The 17,632-nt window shown below is 70.2% G+C and carries 12 protein-coding genes; 1 reads left to right on the top strand and 11 read right to left on the bottom strand.

Annotated elements, in window-relative coordinates:
- Positions 1 to 9: 9 nt before the first annotated feature.
- The gene (solA, locus tag ABH920_RS22565) at positions 10 to 1,191 is read right to left on the bottom strand and encodes an N-methyl-L-tryptophan oxidase (protein ID WP_370351066.1); all 1,182 of its coding nucleotides are present in this window, start codon (positions 1,189 to 1,191) and stop codon (positions 10 to 12) included.
- 155 nt (positions 1,192 to 1,346) lie between these two features.
- Here solA and ABH920_RS22560 point away from each other — a divergent pair, with 155 nt between their 5' ends.
- Complete coding sequence (locus ABH920_RS22560; RefSeq protein WP_370351065.1) at positions 1,347 to 2,570, top strand: PucR family transcriptional regulator; 1,224 nt, start codon at positions 1,347 to 1,349, stop codon at positions 2,568 to 2,570.
- On the opposite strand, the gene ABH920_RS22555 is transcribed toward ABH920_RS22560, so the two are convergent.
- The 10 genes from ABH920_RS22555 to ABH920_RS22510 all read right to left on the bottom strand — a co-directional run bounded on the left by ABH920_RS22555 (position 2,560) and on the right by ABH920_RS22510 (position 17,433).
- Positions 2,560 to 3,846: a M24 family metallopeptidase gene (locus ABH920_RS22555; RefSeq protein ID WP_370351064.1), complete on the bottom strand. Its 1,287-nt coding sequence runs from the start codon at positions 3,844 to 3,846 to the stop codon at positions 2,560 to 2,562. The two genes, ABH920_RS22560 and ABH920_RS22555, sit on opposite strands and share 11 nt — an antisense overlap.
- Positions 3,847 to 4,014: 168 nt before the next feature.
- Positions 4,015 to 6,417, bottom strand: coding sequence for a carbohydrate binding domain-containing protein (locus tag ABH920_RS22550; RefSeq protein ID WP_370351063.1), 2,403 nt, complete (start codon positions 6,415 to 6,417; stop codon positions 4,015 to 4,017).
- Positions 6,418 to 6,509: 92 nt separating this feature from the next.
- A complete protein-coding gene (locus ABH920_RS22545) occupies positions 6,510 to 8,180 on the bottom strand; it encodes a beta-1,3-glucanase family protein (protein ID WP_370351062.1) in 1,671 nt (556 codons plus the stop codon).
- 453 nt (positions 8,181 to 8,633) lie between these two features.
- The gene (locus tag ABH920_RS22540; RefSeq protein ID WP_370351061.1) at positions 8,634 to 9,713 is read right to left on the bottom strand and encodes a Zn-dependent alcohol dehydrogenase; all 1,080 of its coding nucleotides are present in this window, start codon (positions 9,711 to 9,713) and stop codon (positions 8,634 to 8,636) included.
- Between the two features lie 317 nt (positions 9,714 to 10,030).
- Entirely contained in the window at positions 10,031 to 10,804 is a 774-nt protein-coding gene (locus tag ABH920_RS22535) for a hypothetical protein (RefSeq protein WP_370351060.1), read from the bottom strand.
- Positions 10,805 to 10,807: 3 nt separating this feature from the next.
- The gene (locus tag ABH920_RS22530) at positions 10,808 to 11,353 is read right to left on the bottom strand and encodes a SigE family RNA polymerase sigma factor (protein WP_370351059.1); all 546 of its coding nucleotides are present in this window, start codon (positions 11,351 to 11,353) and stop codon (positions 10,808 to 10,810) included.
- Positions 11,354 to 11,551: 198 nt separating this feature from the next.
- Positions 11,552 to 12,730, bottom strand: a complete 1,179-nt coding sequence (locus ABH920_RS22525) for a peptidase S8 (protein WP_370351058.1) — start codon at positions 12,728 to 12,730, stop codon at positions 11,552 to 11,554.
- Positions 12,731 to 13,330: 600 nt separating this feature from the next.
- Positions 13,331 to 14,215 carry a hypothetical protein gene (locus ABH920_RS22520; protein WP_370351057.1) on the bottom strand — a complete coding sequence of 295 codons (885 nt, stop codon included), beginning with the start codon at positions 14,213 to 14,215 and terminating at the stop codon, positions 13,331 to 13,333.
- Positions 14,216 to 14,358: 143 nt separating this feature from the next.
- A complete protein-coding gene (locus ABH920_RS22515) occupies positions 14,359 to 16,155 on the bottom strand; it encodes a methyltransferase (protein WP_370351056.1) in 1,797 nt (598 codons plus the stop codon).
- Positions 16,156 to 16,242: 87 nt separating this feature from the next.
- On the bottom strand, positions 16,243 to 17,433 hold the full coding sequence (locus ABH920_RS22510; protein WP_370351055.1) for a 4-hydroxybenzoate 3-monooxygenase: 1,191 nt from the start codon (positions 17,431 to 17,433) through the stop codon (positions 16,243 to 16,245).
- Positions 17,434 to 17,632: the final 199 nt, after the last annotated feature.

The raw sequence follows: 17,632 nt of genomic DNA, 5'->3' as shown, positions 1-17,632 counted from the left end.
CCGTTCAGCTCACCCGACCAGCCGGAAGGCCGGCTCGAACCCCGGATCGGTGAGCGCCGGCCGGTCGGCCCGGAAAGCATCGATCGGGTACGGCGTGCTCCCGGTCGTGGCCAGGTCGGCGAGGATCTGCCCGATCAGGGCGGCGAACTTGCCGGCGTGGCCGGAGCCGATGCCGATGGCGATCCGCGGGTGGCCGGGCAGCACGTCCAGGACGAAGTCCCGGTCCGGCGGCATGTCGTAGACGCAGGTCTTGCTCAGCAGCTCTGGTCCGGCGCCGGTGGGCATCAGCTCTGCGATGAACTCCGCGACTCTCGCGGTCTCCGCCGGATCCGGCACGTAAGACCGGGTGTCCCACGTGACGAACCGGCCGCTGAGGTCCCGCGCCACCTTGATCGCCGTCTCGCCGTACATCGGGAACCCGTACCAGACTTGTTCGGCGTGCCAGATCCACACCGGGAACCGCTCCATCGCGAAGTCCCGCAGCACCGACGGCACGAAGTAGCACACCTGCTCCTGGCTCAGGCTGATCGGCCAGTGGATCCCGAGCCGGGGCAGCAGGTTCGGGGTCCAGGAGGCGACGGCCAGCACCACCGACTCGGCCGTGAAGCGGCCCCGGTCGGTGACCACGGTGACGTGGCTGTCCGTCGAAATCAGATCCGTGACGGCGGTCTCGGGCAGGAACTCGACGCCGAGCGCACGGGCCAGGGCGATGTGCACCGCGTTCGCCTTGCGGATGTCCAGGATCCCGCCGTCGGCCTGGTAGAGCCCTTCGACATCGTCGCCGATCCGCCACTGCGGCCAGCGCTTGCGGATCTCGACGGCGTCCAGGACCTCGTAGCCGACCCCCGAGACGTCCATCGCCGCGCGATAGTTGCGCAGTTCCACCTCGGCGGCCTCGGTCCCGGACACCGCGAGGTCCAGGCCGCCGGTCTTGTGCACGAGGCGGACGCCGCTCTCCTCCTCGACCTCGGCCCAGGCGTCGTACGCCGCCTGCGTCAGCGTCGCGTACTTGGCGGCGTGATAGGTGTGGCGGATGATCCGGGAGTGGTCCTCCGACGCGCCGAAACCGTGGCCCAGGGCGAACTGCTCGATGACCAGGACCCGGCGCGCGCCGCCCCGGGCCAGCCGGTAGGCGGTCGCCGTCCCCAGCGCCCCGGCCCCGACGACGATGTGGCTGTATGACTCCTCCATGCCTCCATGATCTGGGGAACGCACGGGCCGCCCTACCGACAGCTGTAGCACGTATGCGCGGAAAACCCGCGACAACTGTTGATCGCGGAGCCGATCCGGGTGAGGATGATGGCCCAACGGCGAACGGCGAACGGCGAACGGCAGGAGGCGGGACGATGGCCGGGGACGACGTCCAGTCGGTGGTGGACGCGCTCGCGGTGCGGCTCGGCCGCTCGGTCGCCGTCGACGACCAGGCGATCCGGCTGATCGCGGCCAGCAAGCACTTCGGCGACGAGGACCCCATCCGGATCCGCTCGGTCCTGGACCGCGAGATCCCGCACCACCTGCAACGCTGGGTGCTGGGGCACGGCATCGCCGACTGGACCGCGCCGGGCCGCATCGGAGGGCACCCCGACTCCGACTTCGGCCTCCTGCCCCGCCTGTGCGTCCCGGTCCGCTGTCACGGAGTCCTGCTGGGCTTCCTCTGGCTCATCGACGCCGACCGAGACCTTGCCGACAGCACCGTCCAGACCGCCGTGGACGCCGCGGAGACCATCGGCGTGATCCTCTACCGCCGCATGCTGCTGCACGAGCGCGAACGGTCCGTGGCCGAGGCCGCGCTGCGGAACCTGCTCTCGCCCGACGCCGAGGACCGCCGCCGCGCCGCCGAGGAGATCCAGAGCGACGGGCTGCTGTCCGCGAGCGCCACCGTGGTCGTGCTCGCCGTGGAGATCGACGGCGAGTCCGACCGGGACAGCTCCCTGGCGCTGGAGACCGCGGTCGAGCACGTCCAGCGCCGGCAGCCTCCGGCGACGTTCCTGACCCTGCTCCAGCACCGCCGGGCGGTGATCGTCCTGGGCTCGGCCCGGCCGCCGCGCGAGGGTGCCGCCCGCGACGTCGCCGACCGGATCCGGGCCCGCTTCACCGAGCTGGCCGGCCCGGGGCGCCGGTGCGCGGTCGGGGTCAGTGCCGCCCGGCCCGGCCTGGAATCGGTCGCCGACGCCCACCGCCAGGCCGCGACGGCGGTCCGCGCCGCGCTCCTGCTGCCGATGTTCGGCGACGTGGCGTCGTGGTCGGCGCTGGGGCCGTTCGCGATGCTGCTGCGCGTGGACTTCGACCAGCTCGCCGAGGAGCTGCCGTTCCCCGGCGTCCGGGACCTGCTCGCGGATCCGGCCAACGATCTGCTGGCCACCAGCGCGGAGGAGTTCCTGGACCGGGCCGGCGACGTCGCCGCCTCGGCCGACGCGCTGCACGTCCACCGCACGACGATGTACCACCGGCTGAAAAGAGTGGAGGCCGTCACCGGGCTGAACCTGGACGACGGCCTGGACCGGTTGACGCTGCACCTGGCGCTGAAGCTGACGCGGATCAACAGCGCGCACCGCACGGCTACGCGGTGATATCCAGCGCCTGACGGGGAAGGGAGCACAGGAGCCTGGCCCCGGTGTCTTCGAACACGACGGTGTCGACCATCGCCAGGTGGGCGCAGCTCTCGAAGTTCGTGACCAGCCCGGCCTCGATCACGGCCTCGGTGCGGTCGTCGGAGCTGTCCCAGCAGAACTCTCCGACCCAGTCGGGCGGGAAGGAGACGCCGAGTTCGTAGCCGCCGGCCCACCCTTCGATGCCCTCCTCGCCGAGGCCTTCGGCGGCGAAGTAGTCCCGGAACGCTTTGTGCAGCTGGCGGAACGGCAGGCCGACGCGCGCCATCTGGAGCAGCACGTCGTGGGCTCCGGCGATGATCTGCGAGAGCCGGGTGACCGGTCCTGAGGCAGGCCCCATGGTGAAGGGGCGGGTGGCCCGCGCGTGGTAGTGGTGCACGGCGGCGGCGACGTCGGCGTGGAAGTACTCCCCCGGCCCGATCGGGCGGCGGGTGCTCACTCCGTGCAGCAACGGCATCGGCGGACCGGCGGCGACGGTCTCGTGCATGGCGGTCGGCTCTCCGCCGGCCGCGATCACGCCAGCCATGTAGGCTCCCCAGGCTTCGAGCTCTGTCATTCCCGGCCTGGCCTGTCGATGCAGCTCACGCAGTCCGGCGTCGCACGCGCTCTGAGCCTGTTCGATCACGGAGATCTCGGCCGCGGACTTCAACCGCCGCACCGACCGGATGGTCAGGGAGGCGTCGAGGACCGTGCAGCCCCGCCCGGCGAGCTGTGCCTCGATCGCCCGCATGCCGGCGGGGTTGGGGACGCTGCTCCAGCGCTCGACTCCGACCCTTCCCTTCGCCCAACCCCGCGACGCGAGTTCCCGCCCGAGGAAGGCGGCGAACTCCTCTGGAGAGGCGTCGGGGCCGTCCAAGGACTCGGGCGCACCGACGAAGTCGTCCACCCAGGTGGTCAGGCGCACCAGCATCTCGTGCGCGGGCGATTCGACGAAGAACAGCCGGTCGTGGCCGAGGTGGACGACCGCGCAGTGCACGGAAGGGAAGCGGGTGCTGCTGTGCGATCGGTACCAGCGCCCGCTGTAGCCGGTCAGCCAGCACAGGGCGTCGGGCGAGGTGAGGATCAAGGTGTCGATCCCGTCGGCTGCCATCCGCGCGCGCAGCCGGTCGAGGCGCGACCTGTACTCCTCGACGGTGAACGGGAGAGTCCGCGGGCGTTCGGCGAGGCGTTCCTCTTCCGCGTGGACGAAGCGGCCCAGTACGCCGGGCGTGATCGGCGTGATCGGCGTTGACGGCATCGCGGTCGGACCTCCATCCGATGAGAAGACCGATCTTCGCCTGCTCCGGGCCGCACCGCACGCTGCGCGTGTCGGATTCGTCGGCGGTTCCGGACTGCGGTTGTCGAACGCGAACGACCCGGTGGCTCGTACCCTCCCCTGGAAGGTACGAGCCACCGCCTACCTACCTCACGGGTACGAGACCACGTTCACCGGTCCCGCGTTCCCGGAGCTGACAGCCGCGCCCGTCCCGTTGATCACCGATTGGATGCCTCCGTAGTTGTTGAGCCACACGGTCAGGAGGTCGTGGAACGCGACACCGGAGGTGTTCGGGGCCTGGATGGCCATCGCGCTCTCGATTGGCGGTCCTGCGGTGAAGTTGGAGTAGACGCCCATGCCGTAGCCCTGGAACGTGGTGACATTGTTCGGGATGTAGAACGCCGGATAGCCGTTCTGGCTCGGGGTGGCCATCCAGGATGCCTGGTTCGGCACGTCGTAGGGGTTCTCGTTCTGGAAGAAGATGACGGTGCCGCCCTGGCCGTTCCAGACGGTCTCGTATTGCTGGTAGTGCTCGACGGCCAGACCGTAGGCCGTGACATTGTTGCCGTTGACGGTCAGGCCGGTCGCCGCGGTGTCGGTGGTCCAGGAGTTGGAGCCGGCGCCGTGGTCGGCGCGCCAGGACCAGATGTTGTCCAGGATCGAGTTGTTGCTGTTGTCGATGAACGCGTCGGTGACCGATCCGGCGGTGGCGCCGCCGACGCGGAAGAACACGTCGTCCACGGTGACCGGGTCACCGGCGTGGCCGGTGGTCGAGCCCTGGGTGCCGACGGTCAGCAGGGTCGGGGAGGTGGTCGGTCCGGCGTCGAAGATCAGCCCGGAGACGTTGACGCCGTTGACGTCGGCCACGTTCATCGTGGTCTGGCCGGCGCTGGGGACCAGCGTCGCGAACCCGAGACCGACGATCTTGGTGTCGGCCCTGGTGACGTTGATCGTCTGGTTGTAGCTGTAGACGCCGGGGGTGAACAGCAGGTTGTCGCCTGCTGCCAGTGCCGCGTTGATCTGGCTGACGGTGCTCGACGCGTCGATGACGTAGAACGTGTTGAGCGACAGCGAGGTGCCGGGGGTGTTGCCGTTGGTCCACGTCGGACCGCTGGTGTTGGTCCGCAGTGAGGGGACGAACACGTTGTAGTTGCCGGCGGAGTCGGTGTAGAGGTACGGGGCCTCCTCGGTGGTCGGGCTGGTGCCGAGCGTCGTGTACGGCTGCGGTCCGCCGGCTGACACCGGCGTGGTGCCGAAGCTCTGCGCCGGAGCGCCGGGGTCGCCGCTGAACACCTGGTTCCACACGCCGTTGGTCCAGCTGCCGATGGTGGTGTTGCGCACCAGGTACTGCTGTTGTGAGCCGTTCTCGATGGTGCCGTTGAGCTGGGAGTCGGCGATGAAACCGCCGCTGGACCAGCCCGGCGTCCCGCCGCAGTAGTCCATCAGCGTCAGGTTGCCGTTGACCACGACCCGGCGCATCGGCGAGGCCTGCGACGCGGCCCAGACGTCCTCACCGGCGTTGCAGCCGGTCAGGCCGGTGACGTTGATGGTCAGGTTCGAGATCGAGCGCCAGAAGTTGTTCGTGGCGTAGCACTGGTTCAGCGCGCCGTTGGTGCACTGGTTCCAGGAGTCGATCGTTCCGTTGATCACGACCTGGCCCGGGTTCTGGCCCAGGCCCTCGACGCTCTCGTAGTACCCGAGCTGGAAGTCCAACGGCGCCGCGGTGGAGCCGTAGGTGCCCGGCTGGAACAGGATCTCGTAGCGCTGGTTGCCGAACTGGTTCGGGGCCTGCTGCGTGCCCAGGGCGTTCAAGGTGCTCGCGATCGAGCTGACCGACTCGCTCGGGCTGATCACGATCACGTTCGGGCCCAGTCCGCCGCCCGTCGGCGGAGGCGGCGTGCCGGACGGGCTCGACGACGGAGAGGTCGAGGGAGACGTCGACGGCGACGTGGAGGGAGACGTTGACGGAGACGTGGGCGAGGTCGGGGTGCTCGGCCCGGAGGTCGGACCGCCCGGGCCGGACAGCGTGACGTCGTCCGCCGAGTAGTTGCCCTGGCCGTACCAGCCGTGCAGCCAGACGGTGACGCTCGTGGTGGCCGCGCCGGTGGTGAAGCTGGTGCTCAGCTGGGTCCACGAGCTGCTGCTCGTCCAGTTGCTGGTATCGCTCGTGCCGGTTCCGGTATCGCCGAGGTAGACGTAGCTGCCCTCGACCCAGGCGGTCAGCGTGTAAGCCGAGTTCGGCTGCACGCTCACCGCCTGCGAGCACTGCGCGTCGTCGCTGTTCGTCGGCGTGGCGAGCAGGGCGTGGGAACCGGAGTGCACCGGGCTGGTGACCACGGAAGCGTCTCCGGCCGAGCAGGACCAGGGCGCGAGCGTCCCGGACTCGAATCCGGGGTTCTGGACGAGATTCGCGGTGGCCGCCGGGGCGCCGGCCGACGCCGCCGTCGACGTCGTCGCGGCGGCCGCCAGGCCGGCCAGGGCGAGGGCGCAGACCGCCGCGATCGCGCCGGCCCGCTGCCGTACGTGACGGCTCAATGCGTCTTTGAATGGCATGGACGATCCTCAGTGTCGATGTGGCGTTTTCCGCTGGACACGGCGCGGATGCGTATCAGGGCGAGCACACCCGCGCCGCCTCATGCGGCTGGTCAGCAGGCCCCGGAGTTCTTCCACACGGCCCACGACTGCGGGGCGTTGGGCACCGCGTCCGTGGAGTACCAGGTGGAGGTCCACAGGGTGCCCGCGTACGTCACCTGGTTGCCGGGGACGTACGAGGTCGTCGCGCTCCAGGCCGGAACGCCGGCGCAGCCGCCGCCCGAGCCGCCGGAGCCGACCGTCCAGGTGAACGAGGCGCTGCCCGAGGCCCCGCTGGAATCGGTCGCGGTGACGGTCGTGGTGAAGGTGCCCGCGGTGCTCAGCGTGCCGGTGATCAGTCCCGCCGCGCTGATGCTCGCGCCCGGCGGCAGACCGGCGGCGGTGAAGGTGAGCGAGCCGCCGCTGGAGTCGGTGCCGCTGATCTGCAGATTCGCCGACGCGCCGACGGTGCTGGTCTGGTTGCCCGGCGAGGTGACGGTGACCGTGTGCGGTGGCGGCGGAGTGCCGCCACCGCCGCCGACCGTGATCGTCCACAGCGCCGGGCTGCCCGAGGCGACGTAGCCGGACTGGTTGGCGTTGTTGCCCACGACGTCGTCGTACGGGAACGCATAGCCGAGGCCGTCGGTGTTGGCCGCGTGCACGATCCGGGAGTAGTGGTTGGTGATCGTGTTCTGATAGAACGTCGAGACGTTCTCGCCGTCCGGCTGGTTGGTATCGATCAGCAGGGTGCTGCGATTGAACGCCGCACACAGGCGCGCGGACACGGCGCCGATCTCGCCGGCGGTGTTGGCGAAGGGCCCGGTGCTACAGCTGAAGATGTCCTTTGCCGCCGGCTGCGCGTAGCTGACGAGGCCGGGGAAGTTCAGCACGCCGCCGGAGACCTGCCCGGTCACGCTGCCCCACGAAGCCTGCGTGTCGACCGTCAGCGACGTGCTCTGGTACTTGGACCAGACCTGGTCGATGTAGGGCTGGAAGTAGCCGGAGAACAACGAGGAGTTCATCACGATCCCGTTGTTCGGACTCAGGGCCCGCAGATTCGACCCGCCCGAGGTGACGATGAGCTGGTTCCAACCGGCGCCGTCGGCGTTGTGCTGCGCGATCAGGCCGGAGCACACGGTGTCCAGGCCGCCGGCCGGAATCCCGGTGACGTTCTGCACGGCGCCCGACGTGTCGGTCAGGCTGATGCCGATCGGGATGGAGACGAAGTCCACGTAGGAGATGTCCGCGTACAGCTGCGAGGTGTTGAAGGTGAACTCGCAGAAGTCCCACCGCAGATTGATGTTCGGATCGGACGGGTTGCTCACCGACGGCTCGACCAGGGCCGGGCCCGGGTTGAGCAGGAAGGTGAGCGGGCTGCCGATCGAGAACCACACCCGGCCGCCGGCGAGCTGCGGGATGGTGATGGTGGTCGTCGAGCCCGGTCCGCCCAGCGGAATCGCGCAGTTCGCACCCAGCGGGGTGCCGGTCGAGCTCGGCGAAGCGGGGTAGTACAGGGTATGCCCGTCCGATTCGAGCAGAACCAGGGCGTTGTTGCTGATCGCCTGCCCGGTCACGAACGCGTAGACGGTGTTCGAGGTTGTGTTGTTCTTCAGCGCGACCGACAGCGTGGACGCGGTGGCGGCCGAAGCGCGCGAGCCCACCACGTCGACACCGACGCCGCCGAGGAGCGCGGCACCTCCCACGAATGCTGAGGAGGCAAGGAACTTTCTGCGGCTGACCGTCATGGGCACTCTCCTCGGAGCTGGCGAGCATGAACCGTGAATCCGGAACCTGACATGGCGATGCCCGGGACCTGGGCCGGAGCCCGGTACTCGGCGACGCGGCGATCAGCGCGCAGGAACACCGCGCGGATCGGCTGAGCGCCCACTCCCCCGCCGTGCGGCGCTGCACGAGTGCGTGAGTGGGTGACGGACGGGCGATTCCGGAAACGTTTCCGAAACGCCGGTTGGGTCAGAGTATGGAAACGCTCGGGCCGTCCGTCAACCGCTCTCGCGTGATTTCTTTTCGATCGCTGTCACACAAAAGAGATCGTGGATCAACGGGATCGCACGACTATTCTCATGGGTCTTGTCTCCGACGTCGTTTCGGGCGACTCAGCGGGCACACGGACGCCCCCGGGCCGGCGACGATCGCGGCACGGGGGCGTCAGAAGATTCTCAGAAGATTTACGGGGCGGATCAGACCTCGATGATCGTCCGGATCGCCTCGCCGGTCCGCATCAGGTCCAGCGCCTGGTTGACCTCGTCGAGCTTGAGCCGGGCGGTGATCATGCTTTCCAGGTCCAGCCGGCCGGCGCGCCACAGCGCGATCATCCGGTCGTACTCGCGGCGAGGGTCGGCGCCGCCGTAGTAGGAGCCGAGGATCTTCTTGTTCTCGGAGAAGAGCTGGAACATGTCGAACTCGACCCGGTCCTTGTTCTTGCCGGCGCCGACGACCGTGACGGTGCCGCCGCGGCGGGCCAGGCCGTAGGCCTGCTTCACCAGCGCCGACTGGCCGACCACTTCGAAGACGTAGTCGAAGCCGGCCCCGCCGGTCACCTCGGCCTTGGCCGCGTTGACCTCCTCGGGCTTGACGGCCCGGGTGGCGCCGAAGCTCAGCGCGGCCTTGTGCTTGCTCTCCACCGGGTCGATGGCGACGATCTCGGCGGCCCCGGCGATGCGCGCGCCCTGGATCACGCTGATCCCGACGCCGCCGGCGCCGATCACCGCGACCGAGGAGCCCGGCTGCACCTGCGCGGTGTTGAACACCGCGCCGACACCGGTGGTCACGCCGCAGCCGATCAGCGCCGCGATCTCGTACGGCACGTCATCGGGGACCTTCACCGCGCACTGCCACGGCACCACCATCTCCTCGGCGAACGTGCCGTTGCCGGCGAAGCCGTAGACCTCGGCGCCGTCGATCCGGAAGTGCGGCTCGAACATCATGCCGACGAAGATGTTCACGCACAGGTTGCCCTGGCCGCCGCGGCAGAAGGAGCACTCGCCGCACGACGGGTTCCAGCACACGATGACGCGGTCCCCGACCGCCACCCGCGTGACGCCCTCGCCGACCGCGACCACGTCCCCGGCGCCCTCGTGGCCGGGCACGAAGGGCGCGGGCTGGCGCAGCACCCCGGTCATCGCCGACAGGTCCGAGTGGCACACCCCGGTGGCCCGCACCCGGATCCGGACCTCGCCGGGCCCGGGGCCGACGACGGAGACGTCGTCGCGCACCTCCAGGGCCTCGCCGCCGATCTTGAACAGGACTGCTGCACGCATCATGACCCCTTGCCCGAGTAGGTCTAGCTCCTGTGAATGAGCACGGCACTGCCGAGCGCGACGGCGTCATCGCGCCCGCCCGAGGTGGAGACGCCGTCCACCGCCCCGCGCTGGCGCCCACATCTTCACAGGCGTCGTATGGCCTTGCCAATGGATCCCCGCGAACGTCGGGAAAACTCCGATGGTCGCGTCACAGCGCCAGGCAGGACCGTGTCACGACCTCGCAGGCGATGGGAGCACGGCCGAAACCCTGGGGAAACACCGAGGGGTGAAGCCTCGCCGGGAGTCGAGTTCGCGGCGAGAAGCCATCGGCTCCTTCAGCAAGACGAGTACTTGTCGGGCGAGCCGAGGTCGATCGTGCAGAGCGTCCTGCCGTTCGTGGAGAGTACGACCTTTATGGGCTCCGGCGATGACTTGCCCGGGGCGGCGATGGCGGCTCCCGGCGTGAAGAACACCAGGCCGAGCTGGCCCGACGCCGCCTCGACGATCGTGGCGACGTGGGTCTCGCCGTCGCCGCCGGTGACGGTGGCGAGCGTCGGCTTCACCGCGGCGAGCGTCATTCCGTAGGCGTTGCCGTCCGTCCCGGGAGCAGCCACGATGCTGTTGCCCACGACATGGAGAGGCCCGGGCTTGAGACCCGCCACGTTGCCGGCCGACGGCGGGTAGGGGTCGCCCCAGTCGAAAACCTGGTCGGACGTGCAGCCTCCGGTCTTGAACAAGGTGCTGTCGGTGTAGTCGACACAGATCTGCTTGTCCGTGAACCACACGGTCGCGCCGGATGAACCGGGCACGGTGAAGCGCTGACCGGTCGCCAACTTGATGACCGGCGAGTGCAGGCCGCCGGCCGGGTCGGCGTTCTTCCCGACGGCCGTTGCCCCGGCTGCGGAACCCGATCCGTTCGTCCCTCCGACCGCCAGTACGGCACCCGCCGCCACGCCGATGGTCGCCAGCGCCGCGCCGGACAACGTCAGCCGGGCCCTGGTCTGCTTCCGCCGCGCACCGGCGATGACGGCTGCGGCGGAAAGCGTCGGGTTGTACTCGTCGCGGTAGTCCAACGCCGCGATGACGGCGTTCTCTTCTTCGGTTTCCATGAGTCAGCTCTCCCGGTCCGAGTACTTCAGTGTCAGGATTTCCGAGCCCCGCAGTTTCATGAGCGCCCGGTGCATCGTGCTCTTCACCGTGCCCGGGGCGATGCCCAGTTCCGCGGCCGTCTGGGCCTCGCTGAGATCCGCGTAGTAGCGCAGGACCACGACGTGCCGCTCCCGTTTGGTGAGCGTGGCCAGCGCACCCAGCACGACCGTCCGCTGCGAGTGCTCGTGCGCGAAGTCGTGCGCCGTGACGTGCTCCGGCACGGTGCCGGGCCGCTCCCGGTCCCGGCTCCACCACGTCTTGTGCTGGTTGACGAGGATCTTCCGGACGTACGCCATGGGATCGTCCGAGCGGATGCGGTTCCACCGCCGGTACGCCTTCTCCAGCGCCGCCTGCGCGAGATCCGCGGCGCGGTGCGGTTCACCGCTGATCAGCTCGGCAATGTGGATCAGACGTCCACCGTTCGCCGCGACGAACGCCGTGAAATCGGCGTCGGTTTCCTCGCGGTTGAACCCGCGGGTGCGACCTGAGCTTTCGATGTCGTCTTCCACATCTCCTAGAGTCCTCGGGCCGGCGTTCGGTTCTGTGGCCGGCCTGAAAATCTGCGAAGGACCGCGCGCACCGCGCGCTGAAAGCCGAACGGCGTGGTGACGGCAAGGGATACCGTCGCCACGCCGCTCACTGTTCGCCGGCAAGTGCCGTGCGAATCAGGGCATGCGAATCAGAACTTGCGAATCAGAGCGAGCGAATCAGAACCCGCCGACACCGTTCGGCGTCCCCAGCCCGGTCGGGCCGTCCCAGCCGACGCGCGCGTGGCACAGCTGGGTCGGCGAGCACGTGCCGTTGGAACCGGTCGTGACGTCGAAGAAGGTGCTCGCGGAGTCGTGGGTGTAGGGGTAGTTGTTGTTGATCGTGGCGGCGTTGCCGGCCAGCGCGTACACCGAGGCGATGATCGGGGAGGCCACCGAGGTGCCGCCGTAGACCTGCCAGCCGCTGCGGCCGCCGTAGGGGGTGGTGTCGTAGACCGCGACGCCGGTCGCCGGGTCGGCCACGGCCGAGACGTCGGCCACGGCGCGCCGGGGGCAGCCGGTGCCGTAGGGGGCCTGGCCGCTCAGCGCCGGGTTGTAGGCCGAGCAGCCGGAGCCGGCGCCGGACCACGCGGTCTCGGTCCAGCCGCGGGCGTTCGAGGCGCGGGTCAGCGAGGTGCCGCCGACCGCGGTGACGTAGCGCGAGGACGCCGGGAACTCCACGCCGTAGCCGCCGTCGCCGGAGCTGGCGGTGATCATGATGCCGGGGTGGTTGTAGTACGGCGCCGAGGTGTCGGGCAGGTCGCTGCCGCCGTAGCTGTTGGAGATCGTGCTGGCGTGCAGCGCCGCCGCCTCGTTCACCGCCGCGCCCAGGTTGGCGTACGAGGCCGAAGTGGCCTCGACCAGCAGGATGTGGCACTGCGGACAGACCGCCGAGACCATGTCCAGGTCCAGGGATATCTCAGTGGCCCAGCCGGCGTCGGTCGGCGGGTAGCTGGTCCCGCCGCTCTGGTTCACCTTCCGGAAGCAGCCGCTGGCCGAGGTGCACGCCGACAGGCCGTACGTGGACCGGTAGACGGCGAGGTCGGCCTCGGCGGTCGGGTCGTTGTAGGCGTCGACGATGGCCACGGTCTGGCCCGCGCCCCGGGTGCTCGACGGCAGCTTGTACGCGGACTGCAGGTCGGCCGGGCCGTAGCCGGACGGGACCAGGGCCGGGTGCGCGCCGGGCGCGGCGTGTCCGGCCACGAACAGCGGGTGCGCGAAGGTGGTGGCCGCGGCCGAGGCGGCCCCGGCCGGGGCGGTCCCCGCCGAGGTGTTCGCGTCGGCGAACGCCGGCACGGCGGCGGTGGCGAGCAGTAGCGCGGCGAGCAGCGAGAACAGAAGTCTGATACGAGCTGTCACTGAGATCCTCCGAGAGATGAATCTGGGGGACGACCGGGCTGGTGGCCGGGCCGCGGTGCGGTGTGACGAGTTCGAAGCGGCCGCGGACGGACCGCGGAGCGTGCGGCGTGCGGCGTGCGGCGTGCGATGTGCGGCGTGCGGCACGGGCGTGCTCCGGCGGGAATCCGACACCGGTGTCGGCGGGTCCGGCGGCGAGGTCGGGGGGCGCGCCTTCGAACACCGCTCGCCGTTTTCCGGCACGCCGGCGTCCCGGCGGACTCGCGATGCTTTCCGGGCGTCCCGAAGGAACCGCCGGCGGACCGGCGGTGATGTGGGGATACGGACCTACGGGGAAGGGCCAGGCCCGTGGCGGTCCTCGCCGGCGCGGTGCCCGACCCTCAGGTATCGCAGGGTTCGTATTTAAACGGAACGTAGCAGCGCGGACCCGGAGGGTCAATGGCGTGAATTACGACGCGCGATAGTACCGTTGCCCGAAAACCCACGGGTTTCTCACGGTTTCCCCCGGCCGCCGAACCGGCGGCGGCCATGACGAAAGCCCTGGCAGCCAGGCTGACCAGGGCTTCGTGTTCTCGATGTGGTGCGCCCCCGGCGACTCCGCGGTTACTGCAGGGCGGACGCGTAATCGCTGTACCGGACGCGGCCGGTGGGGCTGGTCAGGATCGCGGCGGCCACCGTGGCGGGGATCGGCGCCCACCCCGCGGGCATCTCCGCCGCGAGCGCCGGGTTGAGCGTGTAGATGCGGGCGAAGTTGGTCAGCCACAGCGCCGGGGCCATCGACATGCCGACGTCCACCGACGTCCCGTTCTTCGTGTTGGGCGCCAGCTGGGCCTCGCCGGAGATCTGCTGGCACACGAAGCCGAACGCGGCCTCCACCAGGTACGCCGACCGGTAGAGCGCGATCAGGGAGGACGTCGCGCCGTTGGCCCGCATCCACCGGCCCATGTAGCCGCCGGGCGCGATCACCGTGTTCACCAACCGGGTGGGGGCGGTCCGGTAGGCCGGGCTCTCCAGCCAGCCGTCCTTGGTCACGAACAGGCCGTAGCTGGCCAGCACTGTCGGCGTGAGCACGCCGTTGACGACGGAGTACAGCGGATGCCCGGTGGTGTTGGTGAGGATCTTCACGCTCGCGTCCACCAACGCGGCGGGCACCGGATCCCCGCCGACACCCTGGCCGGCGATGAACTCCAGGTACTGCTGCTCGGTGAAGGACGTCGACCTCCGCAGCCCGATCCGCGCGGCGAGCACGTCAGCCGCCTGCTGCCCGATCGCCTGGTGGAGCTGGGAGGCGACGGTCGTCTCGGTCGGCGCCAAGGGCAGATACCGGGACGGTCCCGTGAACGGGATCGTGAACCCGGTCGGCGAAGCGGTGCGGACGGCCCCGGCCGCCTGGGTGGCCGGGGCCGTCGCCACGGTGAGCAGAATCGTTCCGGCAAGTGCCAGCGCGGTGGTCCTGAACCGCCGTCCGGCCGGTCGCATACGTGTCATGCAAGGACTGTGGGCTCGGCGACGTGCCAGGTCGGCACCAACACGCCGTCCTGGCGCGCGCCTTCACCCCAACGGCAGCACCTCGCCGGCAGCACCTCGCAGGGCCCGGTCCTCGCGCTGCCGAGCCTCCTTACACGGATGCCTTACGCGCGGGATGCCTTACGCGCGTGCAGCAGGCGTCCTTCCAGCGGCAGCGGCGAATGCGCGACGAGTTCGAGCCCTGCTTCGCTCAGCAGCCGCGCGTAGTGGCCGGTGTGGCGCTCGCGGCCGCCCACGTTGCACAGCATGTGCAGGTCCCAGGAGCCGGCCAACGACGGCACCGTCCCGACCGGGAGCACCCGCTCCAGGACGAGCAGATCGGCGTGCTCCGGCATGGCCTTCGCGCAGTGCCGCAGGATCTCCCGGCAGCGCTCGTCGTCCCAGTCGTGCAGCACCCGGGACAGCAGGTAGACGTCGGCGCCGGCGGGCACGTCCGCGAAGTCGCCGACGTGGTACCCGCACCGGTCCGCGCACCCTGCGGCCTGCATCGCCTGCCGGGCGGCCGGCACCACGTGCGGCCGTTCCAGCAGCGCGCCGCGCAGCGCGGGATGCGCGGTCAGGATCCGGCCGAGCAGCGCGCCGGTGCCGCCGGCCACGTCCACGACGGTGGCCGGGCGCCTGCGCGCGGCGGCGTTCGCCACGGCGGCGGCGAACACCGGGTGGTCCGCGACCGGGTCGAACATCAGCGCGCTGGCGGCCATCGACTGCTGGAACAGGTCCGTGAGGCCGGGGTGCCGGGCGAAGTGCTCGAAGTGGTGGGTGCCGAAGACGTGCTCGAAACCGTCCCGGCCGGTGCGGACGGTGTGGGTCAGGCCGGTGAAGGACTGGTAGAAGGTGCCAGCGTACATCAGGGCCAGGGACCGCATCGAGTGCGAGTCGTCGGCGCGCAGCAGGGCGCCCAATCTGGTGAGCCGCCAGCTGCCGCCGTCGCCACTGCCGTCACTGCCGTCGCTGCCGCTGCCATCGCTGCCGCCGTCACCGCTGCTGCCGTCGATCCCGTCGCCGCCACCGCCGCTCCCGGCGTCCCGGCGCACCACCCCCATCATCGCCAGATACCGCAGCAGCCGGTTCAGGCTGTCGGCGTGCAGCCCGGTCTGCTTGGCCAGGACGTCGAGCTCGGTCCCGAGCTCGGTATCCAGGGCGTCCGGGACTCCCAGTTCGGCGAACGCGGCCAACGCCTGGGTGGTCCACGCCCCGGTCATCAAGCGCAGCAGCTTCTCAGCATCCTGGTCCGCCTGCTGCTCGACCAGGTGGACGGCCAGCACGTCCCGGAAGTCGCCGCTCGCGTAGAGCTCCATCCGCCGATGGCCCGACCTGGAATCGGGCGGCGTGGCGAAGTAGAACACCGTGCCGTTCTCGTGCAGGTTGTAGCCGCCGCCGTCCGGGGTGGCGCCGTGCCGCATCAGGATCGCGCGCAAGCCGGTCAGCAGCAGCGGATCGGCGCGGTCCACGTCGAACGCCACGTGCGCCTCGTGCTGCCGGGCCCGCTCGACGTCCGCGACCTCCGCCAGGCCGGAACCGGGCGGCACCGGCAGCGCGAACACCTCGACCGTCCGGGGCTCGCCGCCGCGGCCCCGGACCGGCGGACGCAGGATCCGGACGTCGAGGGCGGCCGGGTCGCGGCGGTGCCGGGCCGCCAGCCGCTCCTTGACCACGACGCTGGGCGTGGGATCGACGTCGGCGGCCAGACCGCACGCCGCCAGTTCGGCGTGCAGCGTTTCCCAGTCCGGCGGGAAGACCAGGACCGCGGCGTGGGTGAAGCGGCAGCGCTCGGTGAGCGACCGCAGTTCCGATCCGTCGAGCCCGGGCAGGAGCAGTGCCAACAGCGACGCGGTGTCCTGGTCGCGGACGAGATCGGCCGTCGTGCGCAGGTGGGCCGTGTCGGGAAAGGCGGTCAGCATGAAAGGACGCTTCCTCGTTTCTGGGGTTGCGCGGATCGCGCGTCCGCCTTGGACGCGCGTGTTCTTCAGGAGATTGGGGGGGAGCGCTCAGACGCCTACATAGTTCTCGGCGAACCAGTCCTGGTGGCTCCGTGAGGTGCGCAGCGATTCCAGCCGCGAGTATCGCAGGGCATTGGTGAAGCCGTCCGCGCCGAGACCGTCGGCGCCGGCGGTTCCGTGCAGCAGCCGGACCATCCATCCGGAGAACTCCTGGGCTCGCCAGATGCGCTCCAGGCAGCGGTGCGAATACCGTTCCAGCGGCTCGGGATCACCATGTACGAGGTCTGCGACAATCGCCTCGGCCAGGAGCTCCGCCTCCAGCACCGCGAGGTTCGCACCCTTGGCCGCCGAAGGGCTGATCAGGCTCGCCGCGTCGCCGGCCAGCAGCAGCGATCCGTACCGCAGCGGCTCCAGGACGTCGGACTCGAGGTCGACGACGGCGCGCTGCACGATCGGCCCGCGGTTCAGCGGTCCGAACCGGTCGGCGCCGAGGCGCACGGACAGCTCCTGCCAGATCCGGTCCGGCGACCACGCCTCCGGGCCGGCGCCGCGCTCGCACTGGAGGTAGTACCGGGTGACGTCGGCGCTGCGGGCCATGTGCCCGGCGAAGCCACGGCCGTGCACGCCGTAGCCCACGGCGTCCAGGCTCGGCGGCGCCTCGGCGAGCAGCCCCAGCCACGACACCCCGTGGTCCACGCGGTGCCGCCGGACGGCGCCCGGCGGGATGGAGCGCCGCGCCGCCCCGTGCCGGCCGTCGCAGCCCGCGACGTAGCGCGCCGACCAGGTGACCGGCATCCCGTCCGGATCGTGCGCCAGCACTTCGGGCCGCGTTCCGTCGGCACCCCGGACGGCCTGCGCCTCGATACCGAACACGATCCGCCCCCCGCGTTCGGCGTACCGGGCAAGGAGATCGGCGACCAGGTCCTGCTGCGGGTAGACGGTGTGCGGCTCCCCGGAGCCGAGCCCTTCGTACTCCAGGCGGAAGCGCGTCGTCTCGGTGCGGAACTCGCAGACGCCGTGCGTCCGTCCGCGCCGCCGCACCCCCTCGGCCAGGCCGTGCCGCTCCAGGATCCGCACCGTGTTCGGGGCCAGGTACCCGGCCCGGGCCCGGGTCCGCACGTGCTCGCGGTCGGCGCGTTCGAGGACCACGCAGTCGACCCCGGCGTCGTTCAGGATGTTGGCCGACACCAGTCCCGCCGGGCCGGCACCGAGGACGATCACGCCCTGACCATTCGTCACGAGCGACGATGATAACCAGGGCAAAAGGAAACAAAGGCTATTGGTTCACTCAAAAGCATTAAGGTGGCCGACTATAACGTCGCTATGCCTTTTGATGCCTATATAAGCCAAGGAATTACCGGTGCGGTCTGCTGACCGCGGTGCTGGATCGGGCGCCGCGTTCGACAAACGACACCGATGCCAGCGGCGTCGGGCTCCA

This window comes from Catenulispora sp. EB89 (assembly GCF_041261445.1).
In the GTDB taxonomy this organism is placed as follows: Bacteria; Actinomycetota; Actinomycetes; order Streptomycetales; family Catenulisporaceae; genus Catenulispora.
This window is presented reverse-complemented; position numbering and strand designations above follow the sequence as displayed.

Bases quoted from the DNA above. Each gene is read 5' to 3' on its own strand.
- solA (WP_370351066.1), bottom strand. From the start codon at position 1,191: ATGGAGGAGTCATACAGCCACATCGTCGTCGGGGCCGGGGCGCTGGGG.
- ABH920_RS22560 (WP_370351065.1), top strand. From the start codon at position 1,347: ATGGCCGGGGACGACGTCCAGTCGGTGGTGGACGCGCTCGCGGTGCGG.
- ABH920_RS22555 (WP_370351064.1), bottom strand. From the start codon at position 3,846: ATGCCGTCAACGCCGATCACGCCGATCACGCCCGGCGTACTGGGCCGC.
- ABH920_RS22550 (WP_370351063.1), bottom strand. From the start codon at position 6,417: ATGCCATTCAAAGACGCATTGAGCCGTCACGTACGGCAGCGGGCCGGC.
- ABH920_RS22545 (WP_370351062.1), bottom strand. From the start codon at position 8,180: ATGACGGTCAGCCGCAGAAAGTTCCTTGCCTCCTCAGCATTCGTGGGA.
- ABH920_RS22540 (WP_370351061.1), bottom strand. From the start codon at position 9,713: ATGCGTGCAGCAGTCCTGTTCAAGATCGGCGGCGAGGCCCTGGAGGTG.
- ABH920_RS22535 (WP_370351060.1), bottom strand. From the start codon at position 10,804: ATGGAAACCGAAGAAGAGAACGCCGTCATCGCGGCGTTGGACTACCGC.
- ABH920_RS22520 (WP_370351057.1), bottom strand. From the start codon at position 14,215: ATGACACGTATGCGACCGGCCGGACGGCGGTTCAGGACCACCGCGCTG.
- ABH920_RS22515 (WP_370351056.1), bottom strand. From the start codon at position 16,155: ATGCTGACCGCCTTTCCCGACACGGCCCACCTGCGCACGACGGCCGAT.